Raw genomic sequence first — 17,339 nt, forward strand, 5'->3', positions numbered from 1 at the left:
CAGAAGTATTAACAGCAACTAACGAAAGTGCCCCAACGTGTCCAGCATAATTTGTAAGAGAACACGCCATGTTGGCAGCAATGGTCAACTCTCGAGTTTTCTGCGCACGCACAACAAGAGGCGTAAGAAATGAAGCCACAGCTTTGTGATTCATATCCAGCCGTATTGGCTTGGTAAGATGGTTTCCATTTTCATCAAGCAGCACAATACTTGTAAATGCTGCATCGTCAAGAAGCCCGACTCGCTCAACTGTCAAAGAGTTGATAGCGACATCGCCGTCGCTATCAGCAGTAAATCTTACACGGGTGAAAGGCAGACCGAGCGCACCCTGTGTTGCAAGAGTGGGCTGTGGTTGAGTACCTGAAACAACATTAAGTGCCGTCCCTGGTGGAGGTGGGGGGACGCCCAAGAAAGTACTGACCACTTTCGAGTACGCAGATTGAACAGAGGCATTTTCTGCCTTTACACGATAGTAATAGGTGGTACCAAAAGAAACAGAAGTATCAGTATATGTTCGATACCCGCCCGAACAGGCACTACACAATGTCGTTGGAATAGCAATCCAGCTAAACCCAGTAGTACTCGCGGTGGTGGAACGCTCGAGAACAAACCAACCTTCGTTGGTTGAACTATCGCGCCATGTAAGCCTTACTGAATATGGAGTTGATGTGGCATTGATGTGCGACACAAAAAGTGTGCCAGGGGCTACTATCATCGGAGGAGGTGGGGGTACACTGATCATGAACGACCCATCGCTCCAATCATTCACAATGACTCCGCCCACATTTGCCTTTATGAAGAATAAATAACTGCCGCCGGGAAGTGCAGTGGGCACATTGATCACTTCTTTGCCATCATTAAGAAAACCTCCGGACCCAAGCGAATAGTCAGTATTGGATGCAAGATTACGCGCGCCAAAGCTTATAAGAGTTGTCGTGGCGATATTATTACTCGCCCATTTGACGGTCGTAGTAGTTCCGACATGCCATGTCTCTCCACCATTGGGCGTAGAAATGGTAAGAGAAGACACACACTGACGTTCAATCTCTGTGCGGGTTTTTTGAAATACCTTGCCAAACTCGGTATCACCTAAGTTGGGACCTGATACGCCAAATTGCTGTTGGAACGCTTTGACGATATTGGATGTACGGCTACCATAGTAACCCGTCACAAGATCACTTTTATTGGTAAGATTATTAAGAGGACTCCAATAGGTAGCGCTGTAGCGCCCCTTGTACTGCCACAAAAAATCCTGCAGAGCGGTCACCTCACCGCGTGCACGAACAATGGGATTGCGAGAAATAAGAAGATCGCGTTCTCCTCCATACAGATCAGAAACAATCTGTGGAGATGGGCATGCAATCGGAGGAAATGGCAATGATGTCGCATCACTAGTTGCTGCAAGTTGTATCTCAAGATTGTTAATTGTGTTGAGTGCAGAAAAAATCTGCGCCTGTAAAAGTGACACCTCGTCTTGTGTGAGATGTGATGCGCTCGCAACTGATCCGAGCGAGAGCATCAACGAAACGGCGCCAACGATCAAAAATCGCGGCTTGAAAAAGTAGTGCATACTTTTGGAGTAAATAATATGTGACGGGTAAGCAACCTGCGCAAGCGACCAACTTGACGCGCACTTTTTGAGAAGCAAAAAGTATACTCTTAATTATAAGAAAATTAGTGTTTTTATTCGCCTGTATGTGGAAGATTTACTTGTTGATAACCAAGACGAATTCGCCCTTGATCTTTTTCTCACTCGCCAAAAAATCTCTGAGAGAAACAATACTCATTCTTATTGTTGTTTCATAAACCTTGCTAATTTCTTTAATAAGTACAGCTTCAAACATTGATAAACCATTATCAGAAAGCTCATTGAGTGTCTTTAAAATCCTATGTGGTGACTCGTAGAGTACTACCGGATAGGGCGAGGCGACAACTTCTTCAAAAAATGACTTCCTCCCCTTTTTGACTGGTGGGAACCCAAGAAAGATAAATTTGCTATCTTTAAGCCCCGCAATCGATATTGCTGCCGCAAGCGCCGATGGACCGGGAATCGGAATAATCTGCGTGTCGGGTAATTCTTGCGAGACGCGTGATACAAGATACGCGCCGGGATCGGCAATACCAGGTGTGCCCGCGTCAACGACATACGCAATATTTTTTCCTTCATCAAGGAGTTTGATTACGCCATTAAACGCGTTGCGTGGAGAATGTTCGTGAAGAGAAATAAGTTGTTTGTGAATATCGTAGTGTGATAAAAGCTTGCGCGTATGGCGCGTATCTTCAGCGACGATCACATCAACGCCGCGCAACACTTCGAGTGCGCGGAAAGTAATATCTTTGAGATTGCCAATTGGTGTTGCGACAATATAAAGCATGGCTCTACCTTACCATATGCGCGCGCCGATTTGAATGTGGTGTTGCTCTGCCCATCCACGATTTACCTCGAGCACACGATTTGCATCTGTCGGTGATGAAACAGTAGTAAGGCCTTCGCTAATCGCGGGTAGCTGACTAATGCCAATGACTATGTCGTCATGAATCCAAATGATATCGAGCGGGATAAGAGTATTTTTATTCCAAAAGGTTTGTTGACCTGCGCGCGTAAAAAGAAAGAGCATCCCTGAATCTTCGGCAAGCTCTGCACGATACATAAGACCACGTTGTTGCGCTTGCGGGGTTCGAGCGAACTCAACACTGAGCACATGACCTTCGATAGTGATCTTGTGAATATTTTCTTGCCCACTTTCTTGCGGTATGCCGATTTGATACCAATACACCGAGCACACGCCGATCAATACAAGGGCTCCGATAAAAAGCAATTTCTTCATTGCTTTCAATCTATCATGAATACCCCTACAATAGAAAAGTGAAACATGCACTTATATTTTACATCATTCTTGCTGGAGGATTTTTTCTTTTTTCAAACAACATTACCTACCGCATAACCTTTGAGCAGCCGGCAGTCCCAGAAAAAATAATTATCTTGCCGCCTGAAAAACTCGAAGCCGTGCAAATACCTCCTCCCCCACCAAGCGAACCTATCACACAACCAGCACCGCCAAAGCCCGCCACAACAATACTTCTACCGCCTCCACCAAACCCTATCGCGCAGTCAGAGCTTTATGCGAAAGGTCTTTTGGCAACGGTGAACTTTCTTTGCCCAAACAAAGATGGTACCTACGCGGTAGCTACTGGTGCGCTCATTGATTCACACGGGTACATCGTCTCAAATGCACACATTGTAGAAGAAAGTAATCAGCAAATCATATGTACTATCCGCGCCGGCTCTCCCGCCATAGAGATCGGGAAGGTAAAACTTGTACTCATGTCTGCTGAGTATTTTGCAACAACCGATGAACAGACTAAAGCGCGTATGGATATCTCACTATGGAAACTAGAGGGCGTGCGTACTGATTGGCCGTACTGGGAAATTGATTTTGATACTACACCAAAAGTTGGTGAGCAATTATTTACTCAAAGCTACCCCGCCGAACTACTCTCAAGTGAAATTGTATTTAAAAATCTTAACCTACTCTTTTCAAATACCGTAGTATCGGAGACGGACACATCTTTTATCGCCTCGCGTGCAACCATTGCCGCGCAACATGGCTCGTCAGGTGGCATTTTGATTGATCCCTATACTGGCAAACTGCGTGGCATTATTTTTGGCATCAGTAGTGATGCAAACAAAGCGATCAACGAACGCGTCTTATACGCGATCACGCCCTCTCGTATCAACGCGCTAGCATGGCAGGAAACTAAAAAACAATTCAGGGAGTACCTTTCGGCACTCCCTGAACCTGCGTACTAATTTTTTGTATTAGAGCGTCTGGAGATCGGCGTCGATATCTTTGAACTCAGCATCGATATCAAGATCTTCGGTCGCTCCCAAATCAGCGTCGATGGCTGAAGTAGTATCAGCGGCTGGCGCAACCTTATCTTGAACCTCTGCGGTCGGTGCAAGATCTGGCGCAATCGTGGTCTGCCAAAACATCCAATAGTACACACCGCCTGCCGCCACGAGCACGACAACGGCCACAATAGCTATGATCAGCCCCGTGTGAGAGCTGCCTGCCACACCCGCCTGCTGTTGAGGCATCTGAGGGTTGAGATTTGGCATACTGGGCATTGGTGAATCCATAGGTGAAAAGTATTAGCTGATAATGATTATTGAGCGGGTGGAGGAGGAGATACTGGTGGCGGAGGCGTTGTCACCGGAGGTGGTGGAGATACTGGTGGCGGCTCGTCATTGATACCAGGAATTGCCTTGAGAGCTTCGACCGCAGTCTTTACCGCTTCACGAGCATTTTGAACAGCGTCACGGAGTTTTTTAAGATCATCGTGGAGTGCTTTTCGTGCAGCACTGACCGCAGAGCCGAGATTTGCCTCGGTAGTAACAGTGATCGGATAGGTCTTACCTGCCGCATCAGCGACTAGTTTCTTTGCGGTATCAATCAATCCGCGCGCAGTAGTGACCGCGGCCTCAACCTGTACGGTGTCTTTACCATTTGCAGCGGCCTTATCAGCGCGCGTATCGACTTTGCCTAAAATCTCATCAAGATGCTCGAGAACCTTGTTGAAATGATCGAGCGCTCTGTCATGTACCTCTTCAAGACGCTTGTCTACGCGCTCTACAGTCAGCTTTTTACGCTCATCTTTGACGACCTTGAGCTTTTCTTTAAGCACCAATCGCTCTTTACCAATCTTTTCTTTGGCAACATCGCGACGGTCTTTGGCTAGATCACGATGTTCTTGCCAATCTTCATGCCGACCTTCTTGAAACTCTTTGCGTTCCATCATAATGCCCTGCTGGAGTTTCATGCGGCTCTCGGGGGTGCTGGTGCTCGCGCGAAACTCGCGACGCTTTGCATTGATATCCATATGGAGATCAACACGATCTTTACGGATGCCAGTGCGGGTATCTTTGAGATCTTTCTTTATATCCTGTTGCTTATCCTTATTCTCCTCCTGTTTTTTCTGATTAAAATCTTTTAACGCCTCCATACGCTCTTTATTGAGGTCCTTCGGCAAACGGGGCGGTGGCGGCGTAGTTGTTGGCGGGGGTGGAGTGGTGCCTGTCTGCGCCAAAGCAAACGAACCCATCAAAAGTGAGCCGGCAACCCCCAAAACGACGATTTTTTTCATAGTGAAAAAAGATATCCTAGTAATGTACCGATAATAGATACCCTTAGTATACTCTTATTTCGAGAAATACGGGCTGTGAACAATTTTCAATCTTCTTCGGTCAAGAAACCGCCCGCCTGATGTGCCCACAAAGCTGCGTAAAGACCCTTTTTCTTGACGAGTTGGTCGTGAGTGCCGTCTTCTACGATCTTGCCACGATCAAGCACGATCAAACGATCCATCGCACGCAGTGTTGAGAGCCGGTGCGCGATCGCAATGACCGTACGCCCCTGCATGAGATTGAGAAGCGCCTTTTGTACCGCTACCTCACTCTCACTATCAAGTGAACTCGTTGCCTCATCGAGCAACAAGAGTGGTGCGTCTTTGACGAATACGCGCGCGATCGCGATACGCTGGCGCTGGCCGCCCGAAAGTTTTACCCCGCGCTCACCTACCAACGCCTCATATCCTTGCGGAATCGCTAAAATAAATTCGTGAGATTCGGCAAGACGCGCGGCGCGTTCTACCTCTTCGGCTGTCGCGTGGTCTTTGCCATATTCAATATTGTGCCTGATTGAACGATGAAAAAGCATGGGCTCTTGGGGTACAACAGCAATAGCGCGACGCAAACTTTCTTTGGTAATACCTGAAATATCAGCTCCATCAATCTTGATAGCACCACCATTCAAGTCATAGTGACGCAGTAAAAGCTTTATAAGTGTCGATTTACCCGCACCTGACCGACCTACCAATCCCACCTTTTGTCCTGCAGAGATAGCGAACGAAAGATTTTCAAACACATGCATGCCGCCGTAATCAAATGAGATGTTATCAAATACAATCTCACCCTTGCCAATGGTGATGTCTTTTGCGTCTGGCTTATCAGTCACGCTATGATCTACCAAAATATCAGAGAGACTTTCTTCTACGGTACCCCACACATCGGCGAAACTATTAAACTTGTTGCCAATGAAGGTAAGGCGATCTTCCATAAAAACCACTACGGTTAGAATCAAGATAATATCGCCTGCCGTAATACTGCCCGCGCGCGCGAGCGTGATGACGCCGAAAATCATAGCGCCAATAAATACCGCCTGCAAAAGATTATTTATGGTCAAAACCGTCTCGCCATAGGTCCAGTTGCGTAACCCAGTGGTGCGACGATCCGTAATAAATTTTTTGATACGCTCAAGCTCAAAAGGACGGTGCGCATATTCTTCTACCGCTCCCATATTGGTTAGCATATCAACCGTAGCCCCACTAAGAGCGGTTTCGGCTCTTTGAGTATCAGCGGATATTGGTATACGCCGGCGTGAGAGCGCCACATTGAGTGGTGTGATAACCGCCACCCATGCGAGAAAAATATAAGCAATACTCGCGTTGGTAGCAAACACGATAATAAAACTTGCAATCACTGAGACGATAAACCCAAGAAACGACCAGAGCAGCTGATCGACAATATCTTTGACACCATTTGCCGCGTGCGTGATTTTACTTGAGAGGGATCCTGCAAATCTGTCAGAAAAATATTGATGGCTGTGACGCGTCACATACGAGGTTAGCATATAGCGACCGGTGGCGCGCACGCCCGTCACCCATCGCATGCCGGCAAAGCCGCTGGCTCGCCACAAAAGATTTGAGCCAAGCGTGATAGCGATGTACGCCACCGCCCCCCATGCAAGATCGTCGTATGCCGAACGCGTTGCGGCATCGACAATCGCTTTAAACGCATAAGGAATCGCCACCGAACTCGATGCGGCAAGCACAACCGCGCCAAGCGCCAGCATCATCCATAAGCGATACGGGCGTGAGGATGCAAGCAAAAACCGAAACGGGCTCGTGCTTTTTGCTATATTGTCAGGCCATGGTGACTGCATAGAGCACCAGTATAGCCCGAAAAGGCCTTTTTTGGAATTAGGCTCCCTTGAGCCAGCGAGCAGCTTCTTGGTAGCACTTTTTACAGAGATGAAACTTTTTTACCGTATTTCCTTTGGGTGGACTCAATAAAATACCGCCAAACTCTTTGAGTTCTTTTTTGCACTTATCACATTTGGGTTTTATGGCCATACTACGCCCCGTGGCACTTTTTGAACTTCTTGCCTGATCCGCAGTAGCAGAGATCGTTGCGGCCGAGGTCTTTGGTACGAGCGTCTTTGACGATGCGGTTGGCCACCGTGCGCTGTTCGTTGGTCACCATGCGTGATTCTTGATAATGAATGTGTGCATCAGCGTTTATCTTGAATACATTTTCGATAAAGATATTGGCGAGGTTCGCGTTAAATGTCTTGAAAAGTCGATGAGCTTCGTTTTTGTATTCTACGAGCGGGTCGTGCTGACCATACGCACGAAGGCCTACTGACGAACGGGTATATTCCATAACTTCCAAATGATCACGCCAGAACATATCGATGATCTGCAAAAAAAGTCCACGCGCATTTTGCAAAAAGAGCTCACGGTTGGTATTCATGCGCACATGATATTCAGCTTCGAGTACCGAGATAAATCCTTCGGGAAGATCGAGTGACTCGGGTATCAAAAGCTCTTCGTCCCCCTTATGGAGAAGTCCTGCGAATACTTTTTTGGCTTCTTCTGGCGTCTCGTGAGCCACATGTACGCCGCGCGCAAACTCAGCAATAAACTCGCGCACCTTTGCGTCTATCTCATCGTGTGACGCGCGTAGCATTTCTCGGCGCATACGATAGACGGCAGTGCGCTGTTTTGACAACACATCATCGTATTCGAGTAAGTGCTTGCGTGAATCAAAATGTAGTCCCTCAATTTTTGTCTGCGCTTGCTCGATAGATTTTGTGACAAGGCCCGCCTCCACCGGCTCGTCTTCAGGGATGCCGAGCTTACCCATGAGACTCTTGAGACGGTCGGATGCAAAAATACGCAAGAGGTCATCTTCAAATGATAGAAAGAAACATGACTCGCCCGGATCACCCTGACGGCCCGCGCGACCTCGCAGCTGGTTATCAATACGACGCGCTTCGTGCCGCTCGGTACCAAGCACATACAACCCGCCGAGCGCGCGGACTTTCTCGGCATCTTCTGGTACTGGTGGCGTACCACCCAAGATAATGTCGACACCGCGACCGGCGATATTCGTCGCAAGGGTTACCGCGCCAAGTTTACCTGCCTGCGCAATAATCTCTGCCTCACGCTCATGATTTTTGGCGTTGAGCGCGTGATGAGGTACACCCTCACGCGTAAGGATAGCTGATAAGATTTCATTTTTCTCGATCGATGCAGTACCGAGTAGCACCGGTTGACCTGTCTCGTGGCGTTTTTTTATCTCACGCGCAACTGCCACAAACTTGCCGTGTTCGGTCTGGTAAATGCGATCTGAATGATCGCGGCGAACCATGGGTTGATGCGTGGGGATAACCGTGACATCAAGATTATATACTTTTAAAAATTCTTCGCGTGAAGTCTCGGCAGTACCCGTCATACCAGAAAGCTTTTCGTACATACGAAAATAATTTTGAAAGGTGATAGTTGCAAGCGTGCGTGATTCTTTTTGAATCTCGACATTTTCTTTTGCCTCAACCGCTTGATGAAGACCCTCTGACCAGCGACGCCCCGGCATCATGCGACCGGTAAACTCATCGACAATAATAATCTCATTATTTTTAACCACATAGTGGCGATCTTTGATAAACAAAGCTTCCGCGCGAAGTGACTGTTCTAAATGGCGCACATAGCGCACGCCTTTTTCTGAATACATATCCGAGATACCGAGGATACGCTCAACCTTGGAGATCCCTTCGTCATTGACCAACACTGCGCGATGTTTTTCATCGACCGTGTAGTCAGTGTCTCGTATGAGTTTGGGTGCGATACCCGAAAATACGCGATACAAACTCTCTGCCTCCTCATCGGGTGCGGAAATGATCAACGGTGTGCGCGCCTCATCAATTAAAATCGAGTCTACCTCATCGACAACCGCAAAATAGTGCTCACGCTGACGCATACCATCAACAGATGCGGCAAGATTGTCACGCAACCAATCAAACCCATATTCGTTGTTGGTGCCGTAGGTGATATCCGCCTCATATGCCTCTTTACGCGTCGTCGGACGAAGGTAGTCATCGACTACCTTAAAACTACCAAGATCATCACGCTTCTTGTCTTCCTTTGAACCTTCTGCGTAGACTGGATCATATATAAAAGAAGTATCGTGGTTGATACACCCAATAGATAACCCGAGGAAGTGGTAAATCTCCCCCATCCAGACCGCATCTCTGCGCGCGAGGTAATCATTGACAGTGACTACATGCACCCCCTTACCCAAGAGCGCATTGAGCGCTGTAGGAAGCGTGGCTACCAAAGTCTTACCCTCACCCGTTCGCATCTCAGCGATCGTACCTTTGTGAAGCGCAATGCCACCTAAAAGCTGTACATCAAAGTGTCGCTTGCCCGAAGTCCTGCGCGAGGCCTCGCGCACCATAGCAAATACGCGAGGTAAAATTTCATCTAAATATTCGCGTGAAAGATCCGGGTGAGCGCGCATCTTTGCGATCTCAGCCCTGATGTCTTCGTTGGACTTTGCCTTATATTCAACCTCGAGTGCGTTGATCTCTTCTACGATAGGCAAAAAAGCGCGCGCAGCGCGCGTACGAGAACCGCTAAAAAGAGACGCAAAAATACCCATAAGGTACCCCAGTGTACATCAAGAAACCCGCTTTTTCAAAGCGCCTAAATCTTTTTGAGAACCTTCTTGATCCTACGAGCAATACGAATATCTTTGGTTTGCTTTTTGCCTTTGAAAGATTTGATCTCGCGCAAAAATTCGTTTTCGAGCTCGTCAATGACAGTGTGCGGATCTTCGCCCTCTTCCTCTGCGCGAATAAGATGTTTGCCTATCGTAAGATTTGCCTCTGCCCACCACACATTACCTTTGCGGTGGTGGCGAGAGTCGCGCGAAAGCTCTACTTCGAGCAACGCATCGCTCTTACCGACAATACGAGTTACGGGACCTATAATCTTTGCCTCGATATACGCGCGAATGGCTGGCGTAAAATCTGTTTGTTTGCCTTTGATAATTGTTCTCATATATATAGTATAACGCCGTTCGAATTAAAAACCGATATATTGAACTTCTTCTTGTAGATGCAAATCGTATTTGCGATGTACATATTCTTTGACAAGCCCGACCAACATCACCACCTCCTCTGCCCGCGCATTGCCACGATTGATCATATAATTGCCGTGCTTTTTAGAGATGGAGACGCCGCCGATCGCGCGTCCCTTCAGACCCAAGTGATCAATGAGAAATCCTGCCGGAATCGTCGGGAATTGCGTGAACTCAGCGAGTTGTGGCAAAAGATACAAAAGATGCTTGCGCTGAGCATCACTCGTAGGCCACGCGATATTTTTAAACATACAACCAGCCGATGACTCGCCAATATCTTGGCTCGCAGAGCGGCCTGCCGTATAGTGGCGTACCATGCGCTGGCTGACCTCGGGGTCACCTGGGCGCAACACGAAAGTCGCAGATACCACAATGAAATTTGGATGTTTTTTAAAAATACTCTCTCGATATGCGAAATGACAAAAGTCATTGTCGTGTTCAGCTGTCTTGCCAGTATCGGTGTTAAATACACGCACGGTTTGAAGTGCGCCCTTAACTTCGCCTCCAAAACAGCCAGCGTTGCCCCGCACTGATCCGCCAACCGTACCGGGAATGCCGATCGCCCATTCGAGGCCTGAGAGACCTTCGGCTACCGCGCGCGCGACGAGCACCGCATTGGGTACACCTGCCTCCGCCCTCAGTGTATTTTCTTTGCGCTCGATGCCTCGCATCTGCATACGGATCACAAGCCCTGGAAAGCCTGAGTCAGCGACCACAATATTGGAAGCAGCGCCTAAAACGATAAAGGGAATCTTTTGTTTTTTAGCAAATGAGATCGCACTTGCGAGATCTGCTTCGTTTTTGACATCGACAAGAAAACGCGCCGGTCCGCCGACTTTCAAATAAGTATAAGGTTTCAAGCTAACGCCTTCTTGCATAGTTGCCATACGAAATCGGGCTTTATCGCTACGCAGGGCCAGTGGGGGTTTTACTCCATACATATGTCCTTATGTGAGTGCCAGCCCACGAGCCCTGACTAGCGACAAAATCACCGTATTATTAGTATACACAAAAAATACAAAACCCCCGCAAGCGGGGGTTTTGTACGGACATATGTTTGAGCTTTAGCTTGCGCCAAAGACAACCACATTGTGCAGTAAGTATAAAGTACGAGAGATTTTTTGTCAAGTGCCGCTACTGTGCGCAAGTTTCGTTAGTAAAGACAAGGCGCACAATACCAGCTATGATGATGACAATACTATGACACTCGGCACCTATCGCACCATTTTGCTTGCCGTTGGCGATGTCGCCGTTTTTTGGTTTTCGCTCGTTATTACGCTCTTTATCCGCTACGGTGCTGAAAAATTTTTGGACAACTTTGCTATCCACATACTACCATTTGGCGTCGTGTTCGCGGTATGGATTCTTGTCTTTTATATTACAGGACTTTATGAAGTACGCATCATAGGTAAATCGGAGCAACTCTTTAAATATTTAACCTACGCGACTCTCTCGGGTGGCATTATCGCCATCGCCCTCTTTTACTTTGTACCAGCATTTACGATTACACCGCGAACCAATCTAATCCTCGATATCATTGTCACATTTGCCATCATGCTTTGCTGGCGATCTCTCTTTGCCTACGCGGGTCGTTCGACTGACAAAATGCGCGTACTACTCGTAGGGTCGTCCCCTGATATCGACGAGCTCGCGCGCACCATTGAAGACTATCCGTATCTTGGCTACACCATAAAAGCGCGCTGCCCTGAGGTAACACCGCATATCCTTGAACTCGTTAGTAAGCACCATATTGATATCGTGGTCGCGTCAAAAGATAATCAAACCAATGATACGCTCTTGCAAACACTCTACGAGGCACTGCACCGTGGCATACGATTTGTCGATGTCTCGGTGTTTTACGAGATGATCTTGGGACGCATCCCCGTATCATTAATATCTAAAGTATGGTTCTTGGAAAACATTGCGGAGACCGAAAAACTCTTTTTTGAAACCAGCAAGCGTGGCATGGATATCTTTTTTGCCATCATACTCGGCATACCCACTATAGTTCTCATGCCTTTTGTGGCACTCGCTATTCGTCTTGACTCGCGTGGCCCTATCTTTATCCGCCAACAACGCGTAGGACGCATGGGTAAAGCGTTTACCCTTCTTAAATATCGCACCATGCTCGCACTCAATCCGGATGGATCAGCCGAGACTCATGGTGCCGAATGGTCCCAAGAAGGAGATGTGCGTATCACTGCCGTAGGTAAAATATTGCGTTCAACACGCATCGATGAACTGCCACAAGCATGGAATATCCTGCGAGGAGAGCTTTCATTTATCGGGCCACGGCCCGAACGACCCGAGTTTGTTGGAAACCTCCGCAAAAATATCCCCTACTACGACATGCGCCATCTTATACGCCCCGGCCTTTCTGGGTGGGCACAAATCAATCCGCCCTACTACTACGCCTCCCACGACGACACTATCCTCAAACTGCAATATGATTTGTATTATATAAAAAATCGAGACCTTGGCCTCGATCTCTCCATCGCGCTCAAGACACTGATGGTAATGTTGTCACGCCAGGGACGTTAAAAACTATCGAAGCGTACTAAGAAAGGCATCGACTTCACGACTCAAACTTGGATCAAGCTCGCGAACCTTGAGTGCTGCTTCCCGAGCCTTTTGATTATCACCCACTACACGGAAAAGAGCTGCGAGTTGTTGGTAGAGAGGTGCTGCGTCTTTATTGGATAAACTTTCGCTACGAATATCTATCCAGCGAGACTGCATGTCAATCGCATCACTATAACGCTTGTTACGCACATAGGCGTCACGCAACAAATCATATTGGGGATTGCCCTGTTCGTCATAAATCTTTTTTAATGCTTCTTGCTCGCGTCTCTGATCACTCAGGTCAACCGCGTGGGAATGAATATTATACTGAATAATCAAATATTCCGGCGCTCTACGCTCTCCTTCTTCAAGAATACTCCACATACCTTCATAATTACCCTGAAGTTTTCGAGCAAGCGCTATTTCTAAATAGTTTTGCGCTCTTCCGGGAGAGACTTCGCGCGCCTCAGAAAATCGTTTTTCGGCCAAAGCTGCGAGTGCACGATCGGGCGGACTTGAAAGCGTCGACCGCATGCGATAGAGCTGACCTTGATACATATGCCATTTGATATCACGCGGACGAGTATTGATATTTTCTTCCATTTTTTCGATTGCATAGTCAAGTATATAGGCCTGCTTATCTACAGATCGCTTACTACCACATACATCCCATGCTTTTGCGCATTCAAAAACATATTCAGCAACCGCTCTGCGTACATCAATATCACCATAGGTACGATAAGAAAGAGCTTTCTCAAAAAGAGCGGCAGCTTCTTCGTCACGACCTTGAGCGAGTAGTTCATACGCACTACGACCCATATAATTTTCCTGCACGGGCCTCCATATAACAATATAACTCGCTGCCAGGGCAAGCATTGCCACTACAACCATACGAGAAATACTATACTTTCCTTGGCCCTTATTCGAAGTCTCGGTATGCGAGACAATATACGCGCAAAGCGCAAGCAACAAAACAAAAGAAGATATCGAATCAAAAGTAAAAAGATGCTCAACAAGATATGCGACGCCCGTAGCTCCAAACGTAATCGCGAACCACCTGTGAGCGCGTAAACGCCATAAGGTAACGCTAGCCACACCGAAGATGCCCATATACGCCAGAAGCCCTGCAAGCCCCGTCATACTTCCGATATCAAAAATAAAATTGTGTGCGCGATCAAACCATGGTTCAAAATTAACTAAACGAGCATCGTAGTGCTCACTAAAAAGAATATTAAAATTCTCAGGGCCCCACCCAAAAACGGGGCGATCTTTCCATCCCTCCCACGCAACTTGCCAACCCAAAAACCTACTCGATACAGAGGGGTCTTCGATGGAAATACGCGCAAGACGCCGCACAAATACGATAGGCGCGTTTGCCAACTGCTCACGCAAAAGGAAGAAAACACCTGCACCTACAAGCAAAAATACCAAAAAACCAATTGCGCAATGACGCACCATCTTTCCTTTGTGTCGTAAAAGACCTACCGTCAACACCAGCAAGCCCGCTATTGACCCCAATATCGCTGCGCGAGCGCCTGAGACAAAGACACCCAATACAATAAGCGTGGCTGCGAAAAACCACGCATACTTTATAGTTTTTTCTTTTGCAGCAAGACCTAAGTAGAGTGCGGGGAATATTAAGAGCAGGAGGTACGAGCCGAGAAAAGCTGAGTTATAAATAGTAGAAGTTGGACGAGAACCGACAGAATCAATCAAAAACTGCACCACAGCAATGCCCGCGACCAAAACCCCGACGCTGACAACCGCAGAAAGGAAAAGCTTGCGATAATATTCGTGACGCAAAAGATCGGTGAGCATGATGATATATGCAAGCCCAAAAAGATAAGTTACAAAACCAAACATGCGTTCATAATTTGACCATATACTTTGCGAAGGTTCTATCCCTACTACTGCCGCAATACCAACCACTACCACAAAAAGAGCGATTGCTCCAACAATAGATGTAGGGCGTCTCCAGATAGCGCTCCCTATCCAAAAGACCAACGCCGTCAAAACACCAAGAAAAAAGACAATAGTTTTAGTAAACGCAACGCCAAAGAAAAAACCTTCCCACGATACAAGAGGGACGAGGCATGAGGTTGCCAAGAGCACCCAAAAAGCAAAAGTGGTGGAGGCGTGGCGCGCTAACACTGATCAAGGAATCCTTTGATCTGCTCACCCAATACTGAATCACCCGCAGCAGCCTCTCTAGCATACCGACACGCCGTGCGATTATCGCCAAGCTGAGAATGGGTCTGTGCAAGACCAATAGAGATATAAGGACTATCGGCCTTTTGATCTAAGAACTCGAGAAATACTTTGCGTCCCTCAAGATTTTTCCCACGAGACAATGCGCGTTCTACAGCCAACTGGATATCTGCTCCGCTTCCGTTGGGATTAAAAAGCGACCTAAGATCATCCTCGCTATAATTATTGACGAAGGCGATCGCTTCGGTATATCGCTCAGCAAGTATATGAACTGATAATACCGGATAAAAAAGTGCACCGATCGTACTCTGTTTTGTGGGTTTGTGATATGCACTAAACGCCGCGGCAAGCGCCTTATCGCTCTCGCCTGCTATCGTATAAAGCTCTGCCAAGCCTAAATCAATCTGAACATAGTCAGGCGCGAGTTCTTGTGCGCGGTGATAATGACGTTCAGCCTCTTCATATCCCTTCTTGGTCATGCTAAATCGAATAGTGTAGAGTTTGCCTGAAAAAATAGGATAGCGCGCGACCTGTGGCTGCTCTTTTGCTTCGGCTTCAATTTCGACAATACTTCTATCGAGGAGCGCGAGATAGGCTTCATTGGGCCCCTGTACACTGGTTGCAGCTTCTACAAGTTGATTGGCAAATTGCTCGCGCGCTTCTGCTCTGCCGAAAACATTTTGCTGTGTTACTTTATCAAACTGATCGAGGACCTCCTGAACACTTTTTGCTCGACCAAATGACCCGAGTGTTGTAATAATCTCCTTAGCCATACTAATATGTGGCACATTGAGTATCCATACAACGAATATACTTGCGATAATTGGCAAAACTGCAAGGGTAGGATTTGCCTGAGTAGATACTTTTTTTGCGGACGGCGCAGAAAGCGCGTGGAGAAACGCCAACAACGAGAAAACTAAAATATAAGTTACTGTATTATCAAAAACAAAAATATCTTGAATAATATATGCAAGCAAAAAGCTCACAATCAATACTGCCATAAATGGATCAAGCTCGCGGTTTCGCACCAACCGACGCAACACGATACCGACTGCCGCAAAAATAGAAACATATGCGACAAAACCAAGAACGCCGGTTGCTACAAGCCACTCAAGTAACATGTTGTGTGTACGATCAAACCACGCTTCGTTACTAAAAAGATTTGGATCATAATACTTTCCATACGGGATAATAAAATTCTCAGGACCCCATCCAAGGATCGGACGCTCTTTGAATGCTTGCCACCCCATACGCCAAATCATTATACGTGGCTCCTGACTAACCTGATCGAGAGAAACGCTCGACAATCGAGCCAAGACCTCAACCTTGCGTACGATAGGATGCTGAGGAAACAGAAACACAAGCGCCGGCAAGCCAACCGCCACAATCGCAAGAGCACCGCCCGCAGCCACACGATAATGCCATGAACGCTTAGTAAATATGAGAAACAACGCTGAGAGCGCAATGCCTGCGGACAAACCCACAAACGCGCCTCGACTTGCGGCGATAAAGAAAACATACAACTCAAAAAGAAAAACGATACTATACGCAACCCTCCATCCGACGCAACGAACAGAATACCAGAAAGCGCTCGCAATAAACAAATGAAACATTAAATATACACCGAAATAAATCGAGTTACCAAATGCCGCATACGGTCTACTTGTCCCAACAATAGGATCAAAAAGTGATGCATTTTGAAGTCCAAGAAATAGCTTATTAGTATGCAAAATACCGTCCGACCTGCCACCATCGACGGATTGCAAAAAACCATGGAACGCTACGACGATACTAACTACAAGCGAACAGTGGAAAAAATAGAGCCAATCCCACTTTGAGCGAAAAGCGTGTGCCATTGCTAGAAAAAAGGCAAATAGATGCAAGTGAGTAATGAGACCCTCCATGCGTTCATAATTTGACCAAAAACTATGATAAGGGCTCGCGCCTGCAACCGTTGCAAGACCCAATATCGCCAAAAAAGCACCGAGCGCGTAAAGGATTGGCCCCTTTTGTGGACGGTACTGAGGATAGAGTAGGGCAAGGGCTCCCCATATTCCAAAAAGAAGTTCGACAATAATACGAAAGAAAAAGTTTTTCCCCGTAATAAACGGAAAGAAAAGACTCTTGGAAACCACAAGCGGCATAAAAAGAAGTAGGATCAACCCACCACGCAATATCCAGAGAAGTGACCGCTCGAGCGATGACATGTAAGCAAGCGTATCACATGGGTAACAAAAAAACCACTCAGAGCACGCTCTGAGTGGTTTTTCTGCATCCCACTTATTGCATCAACGCGTTAAGCTTCGCAAGC

14 protein-coding genes are annotated in these 17,339 nt (G+C 47.1%); 2 read left to right on the forward strand and 12 right to left on the reverse strand.

Annotated features, from left to right (window positions below):
* The 3 genes from AAB417_00005 to AAB417_00015 all read right to left on the reverse strand — a co-directional run.
* On the reverse strand, positions 1–1,648 hold a 1,648-nt coding region (locus tag AAB417_00005), incomplete at its 3' end, for a hypothetical protein (protein ID MEK7630402.1).
* Positions 1,649–1,706: 58 nt separating this feature from the next.
* Complete coding sequence (gene rsmI, locus AAB417_00010) at positions 1,707–2,375, reverse strand: 16S rRNA (cytidine(1402)-2'-O)-methyltransferase (protein ID MEK7630403.1); 669 nt, start codon at positions 2,373–2,375, stop codon at positions 1,707–1,709.
* Between the two features lie 9 nt (positions 2,376–2,384).
* Positions 2,385–2,828 carry a DUF192 domain-containing protein gene (locus AAB417_00015; GenBank protein MEK7630404.1) on the reverse strand — a complete coding sequence of 148 codons (444 nt, stop codon included), beginning with the start codon at positions 2,826–2,828 and terminating at the stop codon, positions 2,385–2,387.
* A 38-nt stretch (positions 2,829–2,866) separates the two neighbouring features.
* Here AAB417_00015 and AAB417_00020 point away from each other — a divergent pair, with 38 nt between their 5' ends.
* Positions 2,867–3,811, forward strand: coding sequence for a serine protease (locus AAB417_00020; GenBank protein MEK7630405.1), 945 nt, complete (start codon positions 2,867–2,869; stop codon positions 3,809–3,811).
* A 9-nt stretch (positions 3,812–3,820) separates the two neighbouring features.
* Here AAB417_00020 and AAB417_00025 read toward each other — a convergent pair whose 3' ends face one another.
* The 7 genes from AAB417_00025 to murB form a co-directional block, all read right to left on the reverse strand.
* Positions 3,821–4,141, reverse strand: coding sequence for a hypothetical protein (locus tag AAB417_00025; protein MEK7630406.1), 321 nt, complete (start codon positions 4,139–4,141; stop codon positions 3,821–3,823).
* A 26-nt stretch (positions 4,142–4,167) separates the two neighbouring features.
* Entirely contained in the window at positions 4,168–5,145 is a 978-nt protein-coding gene (locus AAB417_00030; protein ID MEK7630407.1) for a hypothetical protein, read from the reverse strand.
* A gap of 86 nt (positions 5,146–5,231) precedes the next feature.
* The gene (locus AAB417_00035; GenBank protein ID MEK7630408.1) at positions 5,232–7,001 is read right to left on the reverse strand and encodes an ABC transporter ATP-binding protein; all 1,770 of its coding nucleotides are present in this window, start codon (positions 6,999–7,001) and stop codon (positions 5,232–5,234) included.
* Between the two features lie 37 nt (positions 7,002–7,038).
* Positions 7,039–7,191: a hypothetical protein gene (locus AAB417_00040; protein MEK7630409.1), complete on the reverse strand. Its 153-nt coding sequence runs from the start codon at positions 7,189–7,191 to the stop codon at positions 7,039–7,041.
* A 1-nt stretch (position 7,192) separates the two neighbouring features.
* Entirely contained in the window at positions 7,193–9,778 is a 2,586-nt protein-coding gene (secA, locus tag AAB417_00045) for a preprotein translocase subunit SecA (GenBank protein MEK7630410.1), read from the reverse strand.
* 44 nt (positions 9,779–9,822) lie between these two features.
* The gene (locus AAB417_00050; protein MEK7630411.1) at positions 9,823–10,179 is read right to left on the reverse strand and encodes an HPF/RaiA family ribosome-associated protein; all 357 of its coding nucleotides are present in this window, start codon (positions 10,177–10,179) and stop codon (positions 9,823–9,825) included.
* Positions 10,180–10,203: 24 nt separating this feature from the next.
* Positions 10,204–11,145, reverse strand: a complete 942-nt coding sequence (gene murB / locus AAB417_00055) for a UDP-N-acetylmuramate dehydrogenase (protein ID MEK7630412.1) — start codon at positions 11,143–11,145, stop codon at positions 10,204–10,206.
* 241 nt (positions 11,146–11,386) lie between these two features.
* Here murB and AAB417_00060 point away from each other — a divergent pair, with 241 nt between their 5' ends.
* Positions 11,387–12,799, forward strand: coding sequence for an exopolysaccharide biosynthesis polyprenyl glycosylphosphotransferase (locus tag AAB417_00060; protein ID MEK7630413.1), 1,413 nt, complete (start codon positions 11,387–11,389; stop codon positions 12,797–12,799).
* Between the two features lie 3 nt (positions 12,800–12,802).
* Here the strand turns inward: AAB417_00060 and AAB417_00065 are convergent, their stop codons facing one another.
* Both AAB417_00065 and AAB417_00070 read right to left on the reverse strand, forming a co-directional pair.
* Positions 12,803–14,971 (reverse strand): O-antigen ligase family protein, encoded by a 2,169-nt coding sequence (locus tag AAB417_00065; GenBank protein ID MEK7630414.1) that lies wholly within the window; start codon positions 14,969–14,971, stop codon positions 12,803–12,805.
* Positions 14,965–17,235, reverse strand: coding sequence for an O-antigen ligase family protein (locus AAB417_00070; GenBank protein ID MEK7630415.1), 2,271 nt, complete (start codon positions 17,233–17,235; stop codon positions 14,965–14,967). The genes AAB417_00065 and AAB417_00070 overlap by 7 nt, the downstream gene beginning before the upstream one ends.
* Between the last annotated feature and the right edge of the window lie 104 nt (positions 17,236–17,339).

Source organism: Patescibacteria group bacterium, from assembly GCA_038064855.1.
Classification (GTDB): Bacteria; Patescibacteriota; Minisyncoccia; order Ryanbacterales; family GWA2-47-10b; genus SICQ01.